The organism is Clostridium magnum DSM 2767 (genome assembly GCF_001623875.1).
In the GTDB taxonomy this organism is placed as follows: Bacteria; Bacillota; Clostridia; order Clostridiales; family Clostridiaceae; genus Clostridium_AM; species Clostridium_AM magnum.
Map to the genome: position 1 here is coordinate 332359 of NZ_LWAE01000005.1, position 21212 is coordinate 353570.

The 21212-nt window shown below is 31.2% G+C and carries 17 protein-coding genes and 1 riboswitch; of the genes, 8 read left to right on the forward strand and 9 right to left on the reverse strand.

Going from position 1 to position 21212, the window contains the following annotated elements:
* Positions 1–9: 9 nt before the first annotated feature.
* The 5 genes from CLMAG_RS20505 to pepV form a co-directional block, all read right to left on the reverse strand.
* Positions 10–666 (reverse strand): ABC-2 transporter permease, encoded by a 657-nt coding sequence (locus CLMAG_RS20505; RefSeq protein ID WP_066626822.1) that lies wholly within the window; start codon positions 664–666, stop codon positions 10–12.
* Positions 667–668: 2 nt separating this feature from the next.
* The gene (locus tag CLMAG_RS20510) at positions 669–1526 is read right to left on the reverse strand and encodes an ABC transporter ATP-binding protein (RefSeq protein ID WP_066626824.1); all 858 of its coding nucleotides are present in this window, start codon (positions 1524–1526) and stop codon (positions 669–671) included.
* A gap of 15 nt (positions 1527–1541) precedes the next feature.
* Positions 1542–1919: a GntR family transcriptional regulator gene (locus CLMAG_RS20515; protein WP_066626830.1), complete on the reverse strand. Its 378-nt coding sequence runs from the start codon at positions 1917–1919 to the stop codon at positions 1542–1544.
* A 128-nt stretch (positions 1920–2047) separates the two neighbouring features.
* Complete coding sequence (locus CLMAG_RS20520) at positions 2048–3847, reverse strand: MutS-related protein (protein ID WP_066626835.1); 1800 nt, start codon at positions 3845–3847, stop codon at positions 2048–2050.
* 51 nt (positions 3848–3898) lie between these two features.
* Positions 3899–5290: a dipeptidase PepV gene (gene pepV, locus CLMAG_RS20525; protein WP_066626836.1), complete on the reverse strand. Its 1392-nt coding sequence runs from the start codon at positions 5288–5290 to the stop codon at positions 3899–3901.
* Between the two features lie 307 nt (positions 5291–5597).
* On the opposite strand from pepV, the gene CLMAG_RS20530 reads away from it, so the two are divergent.
* Positions 5598–7655, forward strand: coding sequence for a methyl-accepting chemotaxis protein (locus tag CLMAG_RS20530; protein WP_082832022.1), 2058 nt, complete (start codon positions 5598–5600; stop codon positions 7653–7655).
* Positions 7656–7945: 290 nt separating this feature from the next.
* Here CLMAG_RS20530 and CLMAG_RS20535 read toward each other — a convergent pair whose 3' ends face one another.
* The gene (locus tag CLMAG_RS20535) at positions 7946–9229 is read right to left on the reverse strand and encodes a 4Fe-4S dicluster domain-containing protein (RefSeq protein ID WP_066626837.1); all 1284 of its coding nucleotides are present in this window, start codon (positions 9227–9229) and stop codon (positions 7946–7948) included.
* Positions 9230–9820: 591 nt separating this feature from the next.
* Between CLMAG_RS20535 and CLMAG_RS32610 the strand changes: the two genes are divergently transcribed.
* On the forward strand, positions 9821–9958 hold the full coding sequence (locus CLMAG_RS32610; protein ID WP_161487009.1) for a hypothetical protein: 138 nt from the start codon (positions 9821–9823) through the stop codon (positions 9956–9958).
* 234 nt (positions 9959–10192) lie between these two features.
* Here the strand turns inward: CLMAG_RS32610 and argB are convergent, their stop codons facing one another.
* Positions 10193–11083, reverse strand: coding sequence for an acetylglutamate kinase (argB, locus tag CLMAG_RS20540; RefSeq protein WP_066626838.1), 891 nt, complete (start codon positions 11081–11083; stop codon positions 10193–10195).
* 320 nt (positions 11084–11403) lie between these two features.
* A riboswitch (cyclic di-GMP riboswitch) is annotated at positions 11404–11492 on the forward strand.
* Between the two features lie 50 nt (positions 11493–11542).
* Here argB and CLMAG_RS20545 point away from each other — a divergent pair.
* Positions 11543–12436 carry a hypothetical protein gene (locus CLMAG_RS20545; protein WP_066626839.1) on the forward strand — a complete coding sequence of 298 codons (894 nt, stop codon included), beginning with the start codon at positions 11543–11545 and terminating at the stop codon, positions 12434–12436.
* A gap of 160 nt (positions 12437–12596) precedes the next feature.
* Here the strand turns inward: CLMAG_RS20545 and CLMAG_RS20550 are convergent, their stop codons facing one another.
* The gene (locus tag CLMAG_RS20550) at positions 12597–13808 is read right to left on the reverse strand and encodes an Ig-like domain-containing protein (protein ID WP_161487010.1); all 1212 of its coding nucleotides are present in this window, start codon (positions 13806–13808) and stop codon (positions 12597–12599) included.
* A 461-nt stretch (positions 13809–14269) separates the two neighbouring features.
* Here CLMAG_RS20550 and CLMAG_RS20555 point away from each other — a divergent pair, with 461 nt between their 5' ends.
* On the forward strand, positions 14270–15193 hold the full coding sequence (locus tag CLMAG_RS20555; protein WP_066626843.1) for a DMT family transporter: 924 nt from the start codon (positions 14270–14272) through the stop codon (positions 15191–15193).
* A 272-nt stretch (positions 15194–15465) separates the two neighbouring features.
* Here the strand turns inward: CLMAG_RS20555 and CLMAG_RS20560 are convergent, their stop codons facing one another.
* Complete coding sequence (locus tag CLMAG_RS20560; RefSeq protein ID WP_066626845.1) at positions 15466–16428, reverse strand: hypothetical protein; 963 nt, start codon at positions 16426–16428, stop codon at positions 15466–15468.
* 497 nt (positions 16429–16925) lie between these two features.
* Here CLMAG_RS20560 and CLMAG_RS20565 point away from each other — a divergent pair, with 497 nt between their 5' ends.
* The 4 genes from CLMAG_RS20565 to CLMAG_RS20580 all read left to right on the forward strand — a co-directional run bounded on the left by CLMAG_RS20565 (position 16926) and on the right by CLMAG_RS20580 (position 21058).
* Positions 16926–17900, forward strand: a complete 975-nt coding sequence (locus CLMAG_RS20565) for a sugar ABC transporter substrate-binding protein (RefSeq protein WP_066626848.1) — start codon at positions 16926–16928, stop codon at positions 17898–17900.
* A gap of 113 nt (positions 17901–18013) precedes the next feature.
* Positions 18014–19483 carry a sugar ABC transporter ATP-binding protein gene (locus CLMAG_RS20570; RefSeq protein ID WP_066627061.1) on the forward strand — a complete coding sequence of 490 codons (1470 nt, stop codon included), beginning with the start codon at positions 18014–18016 and terminating at the stop codon, positions 19481–19483.
* Between the two features lies 1 nt (position 19484).
* Positions 19485–20486 carry an ABC transporter permease gene (locus CLMAG_RS20575; protein ID WP_066626850.1) on the forward strand — a complete coding sequence of 334 codons (1002 nt, stop codon included), beginning with the start codon at positions 19485–19487 and terminating at the stop codon, positions 20484–20486.
* 29 nt (positions 20487–20515) lie between these two features.
* Positions 20516–21058 carry a D-lyxose/D-mannose family sugar isomerase gene (locus tag CLMAG_RS20580; protein WP_066626852.1) on the forward strand — a complete coding sequence of 181 codons (543 nt, stop codon included), beginning with the start codon at positions 20516–20518 and terminating at the stop codon, positions 21056–21058.
* Positions 21059–21212: the final 154 nt, after the last annotated feature.

Here is a 21212-nt window from a genome sequence, read left to right on the forward strand (position 1 = left end):
CGCAGACACTTATAAATCTCTATTATGATAAAATCTAATGGAAAAGCATATAGATATAAGCAACAAGATAAACGTTACTGCAGTAATAAACATGCCTATTATCAAATCTGGTTGACTATTTAAATAAACTATAAAACTTGGAGGTGTGCTTCCTTTGGGTATTATTTTAGATAAAGTAGTAGGGATGGCAAAGATAAGGAAAAACACTGCTGTAATGAAGTATCTTGATTTTTGGTATCCAAGCTTGAAATAAAAAGGAAAGTATAAGCAAGCAAAAAGTAGGACTCCAACTACGGGAACTAAAATATCTTCTAAACTCATTAGTTTATTAAACTTAGCAAATCCAGAGATGTTTAATATTGTTGTAGTTGCAAAAGTTAAGAGTATTCCTATAAAGATGAAAGTAATCGTTGATAGATATTTTGATATAACTAAGATAGATCTATTTATAGGCAGACTGTTAAGCATTATTTCACATTTGTTTTTATCATCATAACCACAAGCTCCTATTACAAGCATATAAGAAACCATGATAGGAATCATGGTAAATACCATCGGAGAATTAGTATCATATTTAAATAGAAAGCTAAAGAATATGGCATAAAAAACGGAAAATACCACATACTTTTTTTGAACAAGGATATCCTTTAAAACTAAACTAAACATTTCTATAACCCCCTTACCGTATAGACCATAATATCTTCTAGAGTAGCTCTTTCTATCAAAGCGTTATTTTTAAATAATTTTCTCATATTTTTACTGTTACTTGTCAAAGCTTCAAACCCATAGGAACCTTCTCTGATGCCTATAAATTCTTTTTTTATATCACCATCTAAAAGCAAGTTATCACCTTTTATGATACTGTAATTTTCAAGAATATTATCTTTCATATCAGAAAATACTATCTTTCCTTTATCTAAAAAAGTAATATAGTCTGCGATTTTTTCCAAATCTGTAGTAATATGTGTTGAAAAAAATATCCCTTTATTTTCATCCTGTATAATAGAATAAAGAATATCCAGCATTTCACTCCTGAAAATAGGGTCAAGACCTGAAGTGGGCTCATCCATTATAATAAGTTCTGCACCATGAGAAAGTGCAATTGCAAGAGAGTATTTCATCTTCATTCCCTTTGATAGCTCTTTTATCTTTTTATTTACTGGTAAATCAAAGTCTTTTATATATTTATCAAAAAGCTTATTTTCCCAGTTTTTATAGAATGGGGCAATGATATTTTTCATTTCTAACAAATTTAATTCTTCATAGAAATAGTTTTCATCATAGACAAAGCCGATTTTTTGCTTCACTTCCTTTTCACTCGTAATATTATCAAGTCCAAAAATTTTTACCTCTCCAGAATTTTTCTTAATAAGATTCATTATAAGTTTTATAGTAGTACTCTTACCAGCTCCATTTGGACCGATAAATCCCATAATAAAGCCTCTTTCTAATTTAAAGCTTATATTATCCAGTGTAAAGTCTTTGTATTTTTTTGTTAGGTTATTTACCTCTAAAATGTTATCCATAATAATCCTCCAAAATTATTTGTTGCTTTCATATAAAATATCCAGCATTTCTTTTAAATCCGCTAAAGATAAACCTATAAGTCTGCTTTCCTCCACAGCTTCTAGTAATTTATCCTCAATCAGCTTTATTCTCCGCTCTCTTAAAAGCTCCTTATTTTGTCCTGCTATGTAAGAGCCTTTTCCTGGTATAGTTTCAATAAAGCCTTCACGTTCCAATTCCTCATAGGCTCTTTTAGTAGTAATTACACTAATCTTTAGCTCCTGTGCCAAACTTCTTATAGAAGGTAGGGAATCACCAGCACAAAGTTCTTCATTAAAAATAAGATTTTTTATTTGTTTTGTAATCTGCTCATATATTGGCTCGCCAACGGAGTTTGAAATAACTATTTTCATAAAAATGCTCCTTTAAAAGAGTGTGTATATTAAATATACTGTATATAAACAGTATATACATAACATCTCTATTTGTCAATATTATCTAAAAATAATAGAAGAACAGAAGTATTCCCGAGGGAAACCTTCTATTCTTCTATTATTTTTATGCCAACTATATTCATTAAATATTTTGCGTTTGTCGTTGTAGATTTTCCTATTTTTATTTTGTAGTCAAAGAATATCTTATTATTTTTATAGTTCTCAGAAAAGTGATAATTTTTTATTCTATTATGCTTATCTAGAACACATAGCTCCAAGTCATGAGTTGTTAATGCTCCTATTACTCCTGCTGCGTTTAGATTAGCTAATACATTTTTCGCACCTATTATTCTATCTAATGAATTTGTTCCCCTAAATATTTCATCAATGAGAAATATCATTTCTTTTTTCTTGCTAGAGTAATCAATTATGGCTTTTATTCTCATAAGTTCTGCATAAAAAGTAGAAATTCCATTTTTAAGATCGTCGTTTATTCTCATAGAAGTAAATATATTTAGCAGAGAGCAATTCATTTCTTTAGCACAGACTGGGGCTCCACTGTAGGCCAATACTAAATTAATTCCTATAGTCCTCAAAAAAGTTGTTTTACCTGACATATTTGATCCTGATATAATGAATATGCTATTTTTCATATCTAAATCGTTAACTACTCTGTCATTGCTGTTTAAAAGGGGATGTCCTAAATCCTTTGCGGCTAGTACTAAATCTGAAGTGTGAATTTTAGGAAAACAAATATCTTTATTTATATGCATTAGGACGCTTAAACTCATAAGACTTTCAAATTTTCCTATAGCCTCAAGCCAGTCTGCAATTTTACAGCCATACTTCTCTTTCCAGCTTTCTAGTGAAAAAACACATTGATAATCCCATAAAAGAATAGTATTTAATAAAATATAAAGTATACCATTATATCTTAAGTTAATTCTATCTAGAACTTTATCTAGTTCCTTTATGGCAACCATAGAAGAATGTTTTTCACCAAATAGTTTCAGCTTCAAATTTTTTAATTCATCTGACTTAAATTCTTCCTTTTCTAAAAGTTTTAGTATGTTGACATATGTATTTAAATTATATTTAAAGTAATCAACTGATTGTAAAATATAATTGATTTTTAAGATACCAACTGCCCATATCAAGAACTGAATAATAGTTGCCGCAACAACTAAAACATAAAGTTCTTTAATTTTAAAAAGCAGAATTGCTGCAGACAATGGAACTGTAATTAAAGGAAGAACATAGATTATATTTTTTGTTTTTTTAGACTTTATTAATAGAGTATTGTCTTGAGAATATTCAATAAGTTTCTGAGGATTTTTTAATTTGTCTTTATGTTTACCCGTTGTATACTCCATTTGTTGACATAGATCCAGTTTATTCTGTAATTCCTTTATAGCTTCTTGACGAGAAATTATTTCTTTTTCCTTACAGTCTGGATCCAATAATAATTTAGCTAAATTATTTCTACCCTTTGGTGTATTGGTAGTATTAATTAATTGAAATAAGGACTCTTTTCCTACTATATCTAAATCTGAGGAATATCTATGATTACTGTCTATAAATTCTTCTCCTATATCTTTAAAGTCAATCCAGCTTCCGTTAATTCTAGACAAATATTTATTATTTATTCTTATAATTCCTTTAGAAAAATCTATTTTATTTTTGATTACTCTATGGCAAACTACTAAAGCTATAAATGATGTATATGCTAAAATAGTTATAAATAAATATTTGCTATTGTAATTAAGTTTTATAGTGATATAAGTATAATAAATAGATATTGCAATTGCCAGCAGTCGGATGTTTCCTATAACACTAGACTGCTTTTTATATTTCAATACATTTTCCTCATGCTTTTTTATCTTTGTTGTAAATTTATCAGTAAGCATATAATCATTCCCTCCATACTACATCTAATTCAAGTCTTAATTGAAGAATAACTATTTTGCAAGTTCATAAATTGCATGACCGTAAATTTTTGCATTGAGTAGTAAATCCTCTATTTCTATATACTCATTTGCTTGATGGACAAGGTCAGGCTTTCCAGGGAATAGTGGTCCAAAGGCAACTATGTTTGGCATTTCCTTAGCATAAGTACCACCACCAATTGCGATAAGTTCTGCTTCCTTACCGGTTTGTTCAGTATATACCTTTTGTAATGATTTTATAAGGGGATGATCCGCCGGGAAAAATAAAGGCTTTTGGTGCTCCATGTTTTCCACCTTTATATTAGCGGAGTCTACTTTTTTATTAAATGGATTCATCATATCTTCATATTTAAAGGTTACAGGGTATCTCAAATTAAGTGACATTGAAACTTTTTTTTCATTCATGGATATTGTACCTACGTTAAAGGAAAGTTTTCCAGATTCTTTATCTTCAAGACCCACTCCAAAAGATTTACCATCTGTTTCAAATCCCACATACTCATTAAAGAAGTTTATATAATCTGCAATATCACATTTTCCGATAGGAAGTTCTCCAAGAAATTTAAGCATCTGCATAATAGCATTCTTTCCTAAATGAGGCAGACTCCCATGAGCACTAACTCCTATAGATTCTACGACCAACATACTATCTTTTACTTCTGCTTTAACAGCATAACCTGTGCTATTCTTGAATTCTTCAGCAGCCTTAACAATAGCTTGTGGATCTTTAGCAGAAATTAGAGCCTGGCAGTAATCTGGAACCATATTTGCTCTATGACCGCCTTTTAAAGCTTTTATAACTACATCATTTGTACACTTAATATTTAAACCTTTAACTACATCAAATACTGTAATACCTTTTTCGCCGTATATTATTGGATATTCTGCATCTGGTGTAAAGCCGGATACAGGTGCTTTTTCTCTTTCTAAATAATAAGGCATTTCCGTGCAGCCTGTTTCTTCATTTGTACCAAATATAATTCTAACTCTTTTTGATAATGGAAGACTCAAATCTTTTATCGCTTTAAGCCCATAGAGTGCAGCTATAAGTGGTCCTTTATCATCTGTTGTTCCTCTTCCATAGATTTTACCATCATGGATTTCCGCACCATAAGGTGGATATATCCATCCGTCTCCTTCAGGAACTACATCTAAATGACCGAGTACTGCAACATAATCTTCTCCCTGACCATATTCAGCATATCCAACATATCCATCCATGTTAACTGTTTTAAAACCAAGATTTTTAGAAATTTCTAAAGCCTTATCTAAGGCCATAGCTATACCTTCACCATAAGGCATACCACTCCTTCCTACTTCCTCAACACCTTTAATCTTTACAAGTTCTTGTGTTGAGCTTACTATCTCTTTTTTAAGTTCATCAATCTTTTTGTTTATCTCCATAATAGCATCCCCTTATTTTTTAGACCTTCCATCAAAAGATATCCAGCTCCTTTTTAATAATTTAAAAATAACTAAACCTTTTTGTATGAAGAACTAGATTTTTCTCTTTACAATAATAGTATTATACTCCTTATTTGCCTTCTTTTATACAAAATTTATACATTATTCTTGTGTTATCAGAAAGCTTCCTTTCTATAATTACTATGGGGAAAACTCAATGCGATAAAAATATTGACGAAATATATCTAAATATGATATTTTGGTATAACAAACTAGACTTTTTGCAAAGTTTGAAGGGGGAGAAAATTTGAAGGTTAAAAAAATAAGTATTAAAATCTATGCAATGCTTGTGCCAATAATTACAATATCAGTATGTATGCTTACTTTCATAGCATATTATACTAGTAAACAGATAATTAATGATGAAATTGACAGCAAAATGAAAAGCCTTTTAAGCAATAATATTGGTAGTATTCAAAGAGGACTTACAGCCAACTCAAAAATTGCAGAGTCCATGGCGAAAACAATTGAAAGCTCCTATCAAAATTTAAAGAAAGAAAACGTGACAAAATTGTTAGAAGAAATGATAAGTTCAAATGCTGATACTATGGGATCAGGTATATGGTTTGAACCAAATAAATTTGATCCTGCATTAAAGTATTTTGGACCTTATGTATATAAAGAAGGAGATAAAGTTGTTTTTACAGACCAATATAGTAATGAAGAATATGATTATTTTAAATATGATTGGTATAAAGCGGGGGTTAATACTAAGGATGTAGTTAAGTGGTCTTCTGTATATTATGATGAGGTTTCAAAATCCACTATGGTTACAACAACAGCTCCTTTTTATGATGCTAACAATATGTTTATGGGAGTAGCTACTGCGGACATCAATATAAGTACAATTCAAAAAAATATTACAGACATAAAAATAGGACAGCATGGAAGAGCATTTCTTATAGACGATAAGGGCAATTATTTGGCAGGTGCAAATATTGAGGCCGATAAAATTATGAAAAGTAAGATTACAGAAGATAAGAATGACTCTTTAAAAGAAATAGGAGAACTTATACTTAACTCTAAGGAAGGCAAAGCAGAGATAACAGATAACAATGGCAAGAACATAGTTTATTTTGCTGAAGTACCTGAAACTAACTGGAAAATAGCTATTTATGTACCAGAGAAGCAGTTATATAAGGAATTGGCTTCATTAATGAATAAAATGATAGTAATTGGTGTTGTGTGTATACTAATATTAATTTTATCAATTGCTTTCCTAGTAAGATATTTAAAGAATAATATAAGTAAGGTTAACTTCTTGGCAGAAAGCTTAGGTTCAGGAGATTTAACAAATAAAGTACAAATAAATTCAGAAGATGAATTTGGTCAAATGGCGCTAAATCTCAATAACATGGTGGAAAATATTAAAGAAATTGTAAGTAATGTGGTTAATTACTCTAGCGATTTGAGTGCTTCAAGTGAAGAACTATCTGCAACAGTAGAAGAGGTAACTTCGCAATTTGAAACCATTAATGAATCAATAAAAGAAATTAATACAGGTGTTCAAGAAACTACCGCTACAGCAGAAGAAATATCTGCATCTATGCATGAAATTGGGGGCAGCATAAATACTTTATCTGATAAAGCTGCTGATGGAAGTACTAATTCGATAAAAATAAAGGAAAGAGCTTTTCAAGTTCAACAAAACAGTAATAGTGCAATTGAAGAAACTGAAAATATTTATGTAGAAAGAGAAAAGAAGATTATTGAATCAATTAGGGAGAGTAAAGTTGTTCAAGAAATCAATTTAATGGCAGATACAATAGCTGATGTAGCAGAACAAACAAATCTACTGGCATTAAATGCAGCCATTGAGGCTGCAAGAGCAGGTGAGCAAGGAAAAGGCTTTGCGGTGGTAGCTGATGAGGTGAGAAAATTAGCAGAGCAGACCTCTCAAGCTGTCAATAGTATAAAACAGGTGATTGGCAAAGTAGAGAATGCCTTTACTAATATCTCTTATGATAGTAATGAATTATTAGTATTTATGAATGAAAATGTAAGAACTCAGTTTAAAAATTTTGGGAATATTGGAGCACAATATCAAGAGGATGCTCAATTTGTCAGCAGTATGTCTGAAGAGTTAGCAGCAATGACTGAAGAGATAAATGCAACAATAGGAGAGGTGTCTTCAGGAGTACAGAATCTAGCTCAGCTGTCACAAAACTCAGCTGAGAATTCAGAGCTAATTCGTGAAAGTGTAAATGACTCAACAGTAGCAATGGAACAGGTGGGAGAAACAGCTCAAAACCAAGCTGAACTAGCTCAAAGGTTAAATGAATTAGTACAAAGATTTAAAGTTTAATGAATAATTATAGATAAATGTGCTTAAAAGTTGACTTATTATGCTGAATATAATACCAATCTTCAATGTGTTAAATATTTTTAAGTAGTCTAAAACTCATGATTTGCTGAAAACTAAGAACCTTAGATAACTCGCTATGCTCAGACAATCTAAGGTATTAAGTTTTCAACAAATCCTTCGTTAAGACTACTAAAAAATATTTAAATCTACTTTCAGATCGGTATTATATCCCTCCGAATGAGTCAACTTTCTGTTGAGGGTATCTATATTAAATTACGTAAACCTTAATTTTAATCCTTATACAATCTACTAATCAATTTTTCAAGATAAACGGATTTCATCTGTTTGATGGCCATTGCTTGCTTTATTGGAGGTAACTTCAAAATAACAGATAAAACAGCTGCCATTGCTCTGTGACTTGCAATGGCCTGATTATCAAAAATTAGTTCTTGAAGCTGACCCTTTTCTATTGCCATCAAAACAATTCTATGTACTGAATTTACTGGAGTGATAATCTGTTCCTTTCGACGTTGTAAAAAAATACTTTTCTTATGACAGTTTCTCACACATATGCCGCAACCAAGGCATATTTCTTCATTAATTTTTGCTATCTTTCTATTTAACTGGGTATCTTTGTTGATTTTTGCCATTTCAATAGCTGCTATAGGGCATGCTTTAGCACACTTACCACAGCCTACACAGCTATCCTGTATAACTTTAGGAATAAAAGCTGTTGTCTGCACAGGGTGAAGCATACCAAATTTTCTTGCCGCAATCATACCTTCGCAACAACAACCACAGCAGTTGCATAAAAAAGATGATCCAGATCTAACATTTTCAGCACACTGAACTAAATTATATTCATAGGCTCTATGAATAATCTCTAACCCTTCTGATGTATCTATTTTTCTACCATAACCGTGCTTTGCTAGAGAATAGGCTGTACTACCAAAGGTTATACAGGTATCTAGAGGTGCACTGCAACTTTTTCCAAGATGCTGCATTTTATGACGACAGTAACACATGCTTACACTTATATTTTTCGCTGTTTTTATAAAATAACTAGCTCTTTCAAAATCCATAATTTCAACTTGATTTTCATTGGATAGTACTACCTCTTGAACAAGGGCTTTTGCTAATTTTATTTCGCTGCTAAAAAATAAATTTTTAATAAAATCTTCTTCTACATTTAAGTATTGATGAAAAAGTTCTGACAATAGTTTTTGATCCAAATTGTGATTTGTTCTCATTAAGGAAAATTCAAAAAAGCCCATCATTGGTGGTGGCAGGACATATTGTTGTACACCATCACAATCCATATCTAATAAAATTGCATTTTGGGAAAGTTTATCTAGTATTTTTTCTGTTGTAACAGTATCCATTTTCCATATTCTACTTGCAGTTTTTACAGTAAAGGGCTTAATAGGAAGCTTAGCAACTAGTTCTGCATCTTTTTCGCTAAAGAGCATGCTTAAAATTTTATATAAGGTTTCAGAGGGAGGTGCTCCCTGAGGAAATCTATTAATTCTGTCTACCAAACTTTTATAAGCTGATCTAGCTGTAATATGGGACATAAATTCACATCCTTTACTTTGTATCTTTAATGTAATTGCTATGTAAATAAGTGTCATGTACAAAAATAATATCATAAAAGATGATATTATTAAATAAGATTAAGAGTAGATTTTATTAGTTATAGAGTTAAAAATGAATAAAATCAAATTATTTCCAAGGAAATAATTTCAAAACCACCGGTAATTTTAATCACTCTTTTGTGGCTTTTAGAGAAGATTACAGTATATTTAAGTTCAAATTACAGGTTTATTTGTTATAATTAAAATAAAGGTAGAATTGGAGAGATTTAGAGTGGTATCTTTTAAGGAGAAAATTAAACAAATAAAATACCAAATAATTTACAGAAGAATATAGAGGACTAGCGGTTTTCACTAGTTCTAAGTAAAAGATGTCACATTTATTGCAAGAGGAGCTCATTTAAAGGCTATGAGGGAAAAAGGGCTTATTATCTACCCTAAGTGCAGGAGAAAGGCTGGAAGAGCTTTTATCAAGAATAAAAGTTATAGATGGATGTATTTATATTAGTGCATATATATCTGAATCTGGTGAAATCACTTAAGGTATAATTAGTAGAGGAAAATCTTAATATTTTGGCTGGGCTTCAATTAGATACAACAGCATCAATGCAAAAGGATATGAAAGATGGTAAAAACAATGAAAAGAATGAACTTATATTTGATGTTGTAAGGATTGCTGAAAAATATAGAGTTGACGGTTCCAAATTATAACAAAATAGCAAAGCATTTTGGATATTAAGTTTAGGCATCTTCAAAAAAATAACTAGTCAATCTGCTAGTCTATTTTGCGTCATGCTGCGTCGGCAGAACCCTTAGATAGGGTCGGCTATCTGCGGAACCTACCTCCTTGTCTGACACAAAATAGCCGTCTCATCTTTAACTTGTTATTTTTTTCGGATGCCTTAATGCGTTGGTAGTTTAACCAACGCATTTTTCTCATAAGTTCTATAATGATTCACTAGTTATCATAGTACCAACGCCTTCTTGGGAAAGTAATTCTAAAAGTAAAGAGTGGGATAGTCTTCCATCAATAATATGAGCTTTATCTACGCCTCCTTGAACTGCTTCTAAACAGCAGTCTACCTTGGGAAGCATACCACCATTTATTACTCCCTTTTTTTTAAGACGATTTATATCATTCAAATTTACTTCTGCTAGCAAACTTTCCGGCTCATTAATATCTTCAAGTATTCCTGGAACATCTGTAAGAAGGATTAGTTTTTCTGCATTTAGTTTTACACTTATTTTTGCAGCAGCATAGTCAGCATTTATATTATACACTTGTCCATCGGTTTTGTTTAAAGCTACTGTGGATATTACTGGGATATAACCTCCGTTTAAGTTGTGTTCTATTATGCTCTCATCTACATTGCATATTTCACCAACGTATCCTAGGTCTACTCCGTCATTTTTCTCAAGCTTTTCTGCTGTTAACAAATTACCATCTATTCCTGATAGACCAACAGCTTTTCCACCCATTTGATTAATTAGAGCAACAATGTCTTTATTAACTTTCCCAGCAAGTACCATTTGAACAATGTCTATAGTCTCTCTATCAGTCACTCGAAGTCCATTTATAAATTTTCCTTCTTTGCCTATTTTATTTAACATATTATTAATTTCAGGACCTCCACCGTGAACTACTACTACCTTTATTCCCACACAGTTTAACATAACTATATCTTTAATAACTGAATTTTTCAATTCATCATTTATCATAGCATTTCCACCATATTTAACAACTATGGTTTTACCATAAAACTCCTGAATATATGGTAGAGCCTGCACTAGTATTTCAGCTCTTTTAATATTTTTTTCTCCAACTCCGTTAAACATACTCCTACACCTCTTAATAAATAAATTAATTCATGCATAATTATACAGACAACTCTATATTTTGTATTTTAAAACTACACAAATAGTTAGTTGCTTTTCGGGCTGTTGCATATATATACTTTTTTCTTGTTTATTATACCACAAAAATAAAAAAATCTCAGCTTTAATGAAATTTTTTTATAATATATTTTTGTTTATATGTTCAAATTATGTAAGAGTTGTTAGTTTTTAAAAATCAAAAATAACTTGGTAATCATTGCTATTAAAGTTTCGTGTTTTAAGTACGATAATAAGAGTAAAATTAAAAAAGTTAATGGAAAACCTGAAAAGAGCAAACTTAAAGAAATTTAGGGACGCAAAGTTATGGGCCTAAAAGGAAGTTCAACCTTATGGCTGCCAGACTGCCAGGCACTCCTAAGATGGAGAGCCTTTTTCAATCCATATTAGGAGGGATTTATATTGAAAAAATTTATAAGTTTAGTGCTGTTTTTATTAATAACTGCATCAATGGCAAACTTTCAAGTTTATGCTAAGCAAAATTCTAAGGTTGCAAAAGTAACTGATAGTCAAACAATTAGAGGAACATGGCTTTGGAATACTAAAAGTATAATTAATGAAGGTGAAGATATAATAAGGTTCTTGAAAGATAATAAATATAATGAGTTATATCTTCAAGTAAATACGGATATAAAAAAAGAGGTTTATAATAAATTTATAGAAAATGCATCTAAAAATGGAATAGGAGTATATGCATTAGATGGCAATCCTATTTGGATATTTAAAGACAAGCGACAAAGTCTAAATAAGTTTTTTGATTGGGTTAAAAAATACAATGAAAGTTCTTTGCAAAATCAAAAGTTTATAGGAATTCATTTAGATGTAGAGCCTTACGTGCTACCTGAATGGAGCACAAAGAGAGATATTTTAGTAGGAAATTATCAGGACTATATACTATACTCCTTAACTGAAGTTAACAAATTGAATTTACCCTTTGCTGTAGACGTTCCTTTTTGGTTTGACGTAGTAAACTGTGGTAAAGAAAACTTAGCAGAATGGGTTATTAGTAAAGTGGATGAGATAAATATCATGGCTTACAGAGATAAAGCCTATGGTGAAGGAAATATAATCGATATATGCAAAAGTGAAATGGAACTCTCTAAAAGATATAATAAAAAGTTGAAAATATCTGTAGAGATTGGGGATACTAAAGAAGGAGACTTCATTACTTTTTATCAAGAAGGTACTAAGTATATGATAAGTGAATTAGATAAGGTGAATAGCTATTATAAAAGTTTAGGGTATAATTTTGGATTTGCGGTTCACAGCTTGGACTACTTAAGAGCAAAAAAGTAGAAAATATTAGATGAGTTGATTAGAGAATATATACATTCTCTAATCAACTCATTCTGTTTTGTTTTTATAATCAATGGAAAGGAGCAGTTCTAAATAGACATACATTTCTGCACAAATTCATTTGTTACAAGTATGTAAAGTATGAGATTAAAATCAGTATTCAAGGAATATATAAAAAGTAGGATAATGCTTCTTTGCTTTCAGTGGCAAAGTCTATGTTTCTCTTGTGGTATGAGTTACCATACTCATCTCCTTGATTGTCGCATATATATCCATAATTAAAGCTATTAGGATCTACCCATTTCATAAATATATAAGCATGGCTTGGATCACTGCCATCAATAGAAGTGGTAAAACAAATATCACCAGGTAAAAGCTTAGATAAGTCATAGTCTAAATTCCAACCATAGGATTTTAACTTTTGGGTCAAAGTTGAAGTATTACATACGGATTCAGGTAAATCAGAAAGGCCAACTCTTCTCAATGCTTCACTTGAAAAATAAACACAATTATTACTAAGATCTCCATTGTGTAATTCTATAGCCCTATTCATCACAGAATCTCTGTTATCTTTGTTCATCATGTAATTATAAAGATTAGTTTGAAGTTGAGATTGTGTTCTCATGGAGTTAGATATTGACTTAACTGGTTCAAATGCTTTTATATCTAAGCTTAATATCACACTTTTTTCATAACCTTCAACTTTGCCAGAATAAGTGTACTTACCAGGTATGCTTGTACTTTTTAAAAATTTGTCCCATGAAATTGCAACTAACTTACTTCTGCCATTTGACATACTTGCATTTACTTTGTCCGGTAATCTATATTCATCTTCTTGATTTATAGACACATCTATGTCCTCTATAAACCTTATAATTGGGCCTGTTTTAAAAGCTAAGTTAAGGGGAGTTTCTAATTTTTTATTATGTTTAGATAATAAATCACTTATAACTAGTGCATACTCGCTATCAGGGTTATAGGGCTGATTTGGAGTTACATACATATATAAATTGTACTCTTCAAAAGAAACAGTAATAGGTATTTCTTTTTTATCTTTATCTAAAATTTTAACTTTATTTTTAGTAGATTTAGTATCTATAGGCTGACTAAATTTTATTGTCCATTTTTTATTTAGAGATACATTATTTATAATATCGGAATTCACTAACTTAGCATCTAGTGACATTTCCTTTGCAACTGTTTGATTCTTGTACACATTAGCTTCAATATCTAATAAATTAACTGAGTTATGAGATGTATTAATAGTTTCGTATGATATATCAGCATTATTATTAGAAGCGAAAACTAAGCTAAATGGACATAATAAGCTCCAAAACAAAACATTTAAAAATATTAATATTTTTTTATTCATAATCATTTGTACATCACCTTAATTATCTAAAATTCCATATTGTTACCGCGGCAAAAACTGGTACATAACTATTATAATACCACTTATTTTATTAATTTCAAGTTAATGGGATGTGTTTCTTTATAAAATTAATTTTAAGAAATCGAATTAGATGATTGTTTCATTGCTGATTAATATGTAATATGTTACTATATATAGAAGCTGTAGTTAAATATCCATTATGGAATTTGTATAGTGGATATTTTATATTTAACCTGACTAACTTGGCGTAAGTCTCCCACTTCTTCAAGTGGTAGTTCAACGCCAAGTAAGCCATGCATTCGCAGCTCTAAAATTCAGATTGGGTAAAAGAATCCCCATCTGAATTAAGATCTTGCTTCAATACATTTTCTAAAACTGATCTATTAATTTTATAGCTAAGTATTAGAAGGGAATAATATGATAAAGGAGTTAGTAAAAAGATGAAGAAATATCGAGTTTTTTTGTTGTTAATTATTTGTAATTTATTTTGGGCCGGAAATTATGTCTTTGGAAAGTATGTCGTGTCCGATATGACACCACTTTGGATTACTTTCTCCCGTTGGCTGATGGCATCTTTTTTATTGATTCCTATAGCATATTTTACTGAAAAGCCAAAATGGGATCCAATAAGAAAGCAATGGTTTTTATTATTTTTTATGGGTATATCCGGAATTGCCGGTTTCAACTTAGCTCTTTATTCAGCACTTCATTATACTTCGCCAACTAATGCATCATTGATTAGTGCATTAAACCCTGGATTGATAGTGTTAGTTTCTGTTTTCATGCTTCGAGAAAAAGTTTCGCTTATACAAGTATTAGGATTTATTTTTTCACTATTAGGAGTTTTCCTAGTCCTAACAAGAGGTCATTTAGACCAAATCTTTCAAACAGAGTACAATAGAGGGGATTTAATTATGATAATTTCTATTGTGGTATGGACAGTGTATTCAATATTAGGAAAAAGACTTAGAGATATACAACCAATCACAGCTACTGCAGTTTCAGCTTTATTTGGGACAATCATTATGGCTCCTTTTGCACTCTATGAAGGAATTAATATAGCTAATATTACCCCAATAGCTGTTACAGGAATTTTATACATGATAATTTTCCCATCAATAGGCTCCTTTATTCTTTGGAATATGGCAATCCAAGAGATTGGAGCCAGCAAGGCTGGTATATTTTTGAATTTTATTCCTATCTTTACTGCAATTATAAGTTGGATTCTCGGGGAAAAGGTTACAGCAGCACAAGTTTGTGGAGGAATTTTAGTATTTATAGGTGTATACTTAACAACTGGAATGCTGGAAGCAAGGTTATCAGAAAGGGCAAGAGCAAGAGAAATAAGGTTAGAAGAGAGATAGAAATCAAAGTTCTATCTCTAGTACCTATTATTAACTAATTTGACAATTAAGGAGCTATAATAATTTATCCGATGACTACCCGCTCTAATAGTCACATCTTCTTCAAAGTGTACGTTGCGAGCGGCTAGTCCCTGGATTCGTTCAACTAAGAATCAGGTGGAGTTTGAACCCCCATCTGATTCAAGTTTACACTTCATAAGAATTAATGAGAATCCGTTTCTTTATTATTGTAGCTATGACTGCTATAAACACAGTGAGATTACTGATATAGTTTAAATTGAACAACTAGAGCAACCAGAACAGCTAGCACAACTGGAACATGGAGAACTAACCTTAAGGGAGCCACTGTCAATATTAAAAACATAATCATCAAAAGAATAGCTGTCATCATTACTATTATTGAAAACAATTTTGTTATCGTAAAACTCTATACTTAAAGGAACAATATCCATTTTTTTTTCATCTAATAAGCTTTGCCTTAATTGGGGCTTATAAACTTTTATTTGTCCATTTTTATTAATTACTTTTATTTTATTTGTAGAGGTGGTTAATGATTCAATTTGACCGTCTATAGAAAACTTCACTGAATTGGAATCACCATGAATTCCAATGGGATTAACATCATAAGCCACTATATTACCTATTTTCGTCTCTATAGTTATTGGTTTATAAGGCTCAAAGGATTTAAGGCTGCCGTTAGGATAGAAAGATAAACCTATTCGAGCAGATACTTTACCAATAGGTGAAATTATATGAACGATATCCTTAGGCCAAAAGGTGATACTCTTTAAAGTCTTATCTTCATAGAAATGGACTCCAATAGTTTTTAGATTAAATTTTCCTATAGAAAGATTAAATTCAATATTTTCTGCTAAAGAGTACTCATCCTCTTCTGACCAATAACCGGTTATTTTGCCATTCAAATTGAATATACGTTTTATACTCTCATTTTCATAGAAGGTAATCAATTCTGCAGGCAAGGTACCTAGAGAAGTATTAACATAAGTCTTGTCCTGTAAAGCAATTCTCTTTAAATTGCCATTATCATAAAAAGAAAGAGAGCTGATAAGCTTACGTCTTTCACTGCTATCATCATACTGAGGTATAAAAATTCCATAGGGAGTCTGTAATTTATTTACACAGCTCAAGGTGCAATCCCTTATAGTATTATTTTTATAGTAATTTATAGAAGAGATTCCTTCTATAAAGCCATATTTTGTCTTTATTTTTTTCATATTAACGCCTCCTAAATTAATGTGATGCTTACGTGTCTAATATTTTTAGAACACTGTGTTAACTTCTTATTTGCACTGTCATGGCAGTGATGGTAAAACAATAGATAACAATTAAATCATAGATTTGATATATTTACTTAATAGATACATATAAAATAATAGTTTTAGATTCTTAGTTAATATATTAAATAAAATTATAAATCTATATTGATAAATTATCAATATTAATATAATTATTTTGACAATATGTCAATAAATTGCTTGATGAATTAATTGAATGTTTTGTTGTTTAAAATTATTAATAAAAAATATGAAAAAATTCATGTAAAAAAAGGATTTTTATAAAATATATAGAATAATATATTACGTAATGACATTTGTTGTTAAATTATACACTAATGTAAAAATTTAAAAAACGAATCAATTACCTTTAGGGATATTAACTATAGGTTTATTGATAAAAAGAAAAGGTTTTCAGAAATAAGGGGGAATTATTAATGAAAAAAGCAAAAAAACTGCTAGGTGTTGTAATGTCACTGTCACTAGTAGTTGGATTATTCATGGGATGTGGAGCTAGTTCTACACAAACTTCATCTCAAGAATCTTCTAAAAGTGATAAAAAACACAAATTTGGCTACACTTGTATGACAATGAATAATCCGTTTTTCCAAGTTCTTGAAAAATCAATAAGAACAGAGGTTGAAAAAAATGGTGATCAGTTAATCACTATGGATCCAGCTATGGATGTTTCAAAACAAATCGATCAAATAAACGATATGATTACACAAGGTGTTGATGCTGTATTCTTAAATCCTGTTGACTGGGAAGGAATAAGACCTGGTCTTGAAGCTTTGAAAAAAGCTAATATTCCAGTTATCAACTTTGATACAGAAGTTAAAGATATGGATTATGTAACAGCATATACTGGTTCTGATAATAAGAATGCTGGTAAAGTATGTGGTGAGGATCTTGTAAAAAGGTTTCCTAATGGCGGTAAAATAGTTATACTTGACTCTCCTACAATGAATTCTATTAATGATAGAATAGCTGGCTTTAAGGGTGCTATAGAAGGAAAAGGTTTCACTGTAGTTGCAGAACAAGATGCTAAAGGTGACCTACAGACTGCTATGAAGTTAACTGATGATATACTTCAAGCTCATTCTGACATAGTAGCAATAATGGGAGGAAATGATCCTACTGCTCTTGGTGCTCTTGCAGCATGTAAATCTGCTAAGCAAACAAAGGTTTTAATCTATGGTGTTGATGGTTCTCCAGATGCTAAGAAAGAAATTGCAAGTGGTGGACAATTTGTTGGAACAGGAGCACAATCTCCAAAACAAATTGGTGTTAAATCCGTAGAGCTTGGATACAAAATCCTTAAAAAAGAAAGTGTTGAAAAGAAAGTTCCAGTTGAGACTTTCCTAATTAATAAAGATAACGTTTCTAAATATGGAACAGATGGATGGCAATAATTTAATTTAAAATATTAATGTGAGCTTTATTCAGAATTGTACTGGATAAGGCTCATATTAATAAGATAAAAGATGGGAGAAGGTGAAGAACTTTGGACAATATTTTACTACAAATGAAAAATGTAAATAAGCAGTTTCCAGGAGTATATGTGCTTAAGGATGTTAATTTTGAACTTGAGAAAGGCGAGGTTCATGCACTGCTTGGTGAAAATGGTGCAGGAAAATCTACATTGATGAAAGTACTAGGTGGTATATATAGTATCGATAAAGGTGAAATCTATATTGATGGACAGAGAGTGGAGGTTAAATCTGTTAAGGATGCTCAAGACCTTGGAATTAGTATAATTCATCAGGAGCTTGTATTAGTTCCTTATATGACAGTAGCAGAAAATATTTATTTAGGTAGGGAATTGGTAGGTGCTTCTGGATTAGTTGATAAAAAAGCTATGATAAGAGAGGCACAGAAACTATTAGATTCCTTTGAATTGAAAATAAAGGCTAGCTCCCTTGTAGTTGGACTTACAGTTGCTCAGCAGCAAATGGTTGAAATAATTAAAGCTATATCCTTTAATGCTAAAATCCTTGTTATGGATGAACCAACGTCATCATTAACAGATAAGGAAGTTGAGTTTCTTTTTAGTACAATTGTAAGCTTAAAAAGAAAGGGAGTTGGAATTGTCTATATATCTCATAGAATGTCTGAGCTTTCTCAGATATCCGACAGAATAACCGTAATGCGGGATGGTGAATATATTGGAACGAAAGTTACCAAAAGTACGACTAAGGATGAACTGATTTCTATGATGGTTGGACGTGAACTTACTAATTATTACACAAGAACCTATAATGAGCCTGGGGAAACTATTCTGGAAGTAAAGAATTTAACAAGAGAAGGAATATTAAAGGATGTAAGTTTCAAAATAAAAAAGGGAGAGATCTTAGGGATGGCTGGCTTGATGGGCGCTGGACGATCCGAAGTTATGAGAGCTATTTTCGGTCTTGACCCAATTGATTCTGGAGAAATCTTTATTGAGGGCAAAAAGGTAGATATTAAAGATCCTAATGATGCTATGAGATATGGAATTGCTTTGGTGCCAGAAAACAGAAAAGAAGAAGGATTATTCCTTATTCAAAGTGTTAAATTTAATGCTACCTTAAAGGTTCTAGATAAATTTATGAAATTTATCAAAGTAGATAAAAAAGTAGAAAATGACATTGTTAATAAATATGTTAAAGAAATGTCTATTAAAACACCTTCCACAGAACAGTTAGTTGGAAATCTTAGTGGTGGAAATCAACAGAAGGTTGTTATTGCTAGATGGCTGGCAACTAATCCTAAGGTTTTAATTCTAGATGAACCTACAAGAGGTGTAGATGTTGCTGCTAAGGCAGAAATATATTTAATAATGAATGAACTAGTTAACTCAGGAGTATCAATTATTATGATATCCTCAGAATTGCCTGAGATAATTAATATGAGTGACAGAGTTTTAGTTATGTGTAATGGAAGCATTTCAGGAAACCTTGTTCGAGGAGAACTTACGCAGGAAAAAATCATGCATTATGCAACAGGAGGAATGTGATATGTCGCTACAAACAGAACAAAATACTAAATATATAAAAGAAAATAAGGAAGGAAACTTTTTTGTACAATTTTTAAGAGAAAATCTTGGAATTCTCATAGGATTCGTTGTTTTATGTATATTTTTATCATTAATATCGCCAGTGTTCCTTACACAAAAAAATATAATGAATGTACTTAGACAGGTTTCCACAAATCTATATTTAGCCTGTGCAATGACCATGGTAATTATCTTAGGCGGAATAGATCTTTCAGTAGGATCAATAATTGCGTTATCAGGGGTAGTAACTGGTGGATTAATTGCATTCCAAGGAACTTCTGTAATTGTTGCAGTAATTGCTGGTTTACTGGCAGGAGTAGCAGTAGGTGCCTTTAATGGAATAGCCATTGCAAAAACTACCATACCACCTTTTATAGTTACCTTAGCAACTATGAATATAGCTCGTGGTGCCGCTTATGTTTACACAGATGGAAAGCCAATACGTGTTATGTCTGATCAATTTAATTTTATTGGATCAGGTTATATAGCTAATTTCCTTCCTACTCCAGTTTTTTATTTAATTATTATATTAGCTATTTCAATGCTTATAATGAATAAAACAAAGTTAGGAAGACATATATATGCTGTAGGCGGAAATCGAGAAGCTGCTAGATTTTCTGGTATAAAAATATCCAAAGTACTTTTCTTCCCTTATGTTTTCAGTGGACTTATGGCAGCTATTGCAGGAATTGTACTAGCATCTCGTATGTTTTCTGGACAGCCAACTGCCGGTAACGGAGCAGAGATGGATGCTATTGCAGCAGTGGTACTTGGTGGTACAAGTATGAGCGGTGGATCTGGAAAAATGGGTGGAACTGTAATTGGAGGGTTAGTAATTGGAGTATTAAGTAACGGGCTTAACCTTATGAACGTTAACTCCTTCTGGCAGTTTATAGTAAAGGGTGTTGTAATTTTAATTGCTGTTTATGTAGATGCATTAAAAAAGAAAAAAGCAAAGTTCTAAGATAAAATATTTAATGCAGGAGGTACATTATGAAATTAGAAGAATATAAAAAACTGCAAAATATAGTTAGTAAATATTATGATAGAGCAAACATAGTAATTACAGAGGAAGAAAGAGCCAACATAGAAATTGCAGATTTTAGACTTAATGATATTTATAGAACAGGACTTCAATTAATAGTTTATGTGAACACAGAAAGAGTATGTTCTAAAGAGATGGTATTATTACCACATCAAACCTGTCCTGAACATAGACATCCAGCTGTGAATGGACAAGATGGAAAAGAAGAGACCTTTAGATGCAGATTTGGAAAAGTATTTTTATATGTTGAAGGAGAAACAACAAAAAATAGAAAAGCATTTCCACCATCCGGAGATGAAGAATACTACACTGTATTTCATGAAATAGAATTAAACCCTGGTGAGCAGTATACCATATATCCAAATACACTTCACTGGTTTACAGCAGGAGATGAGGGTGCTGTAGTTTCAGAGTTTTCAACAAAAAGTACAGACGAATGTGATATATTTACAGATAAAAGAATTAATCGTATTCCCCAAATAGAAAAGTAATAGTTAGAATATTATATATAATTAATAACGATAGATAATGAAATTGAGATTTAATCCAATTAACTGAGGTTAATAAAGGGACAATGCTTTGAAACATTACTAGCTTAGTATACTGATATTAAGCTAGTTTTATTTTTAACATTTATTTATAAAA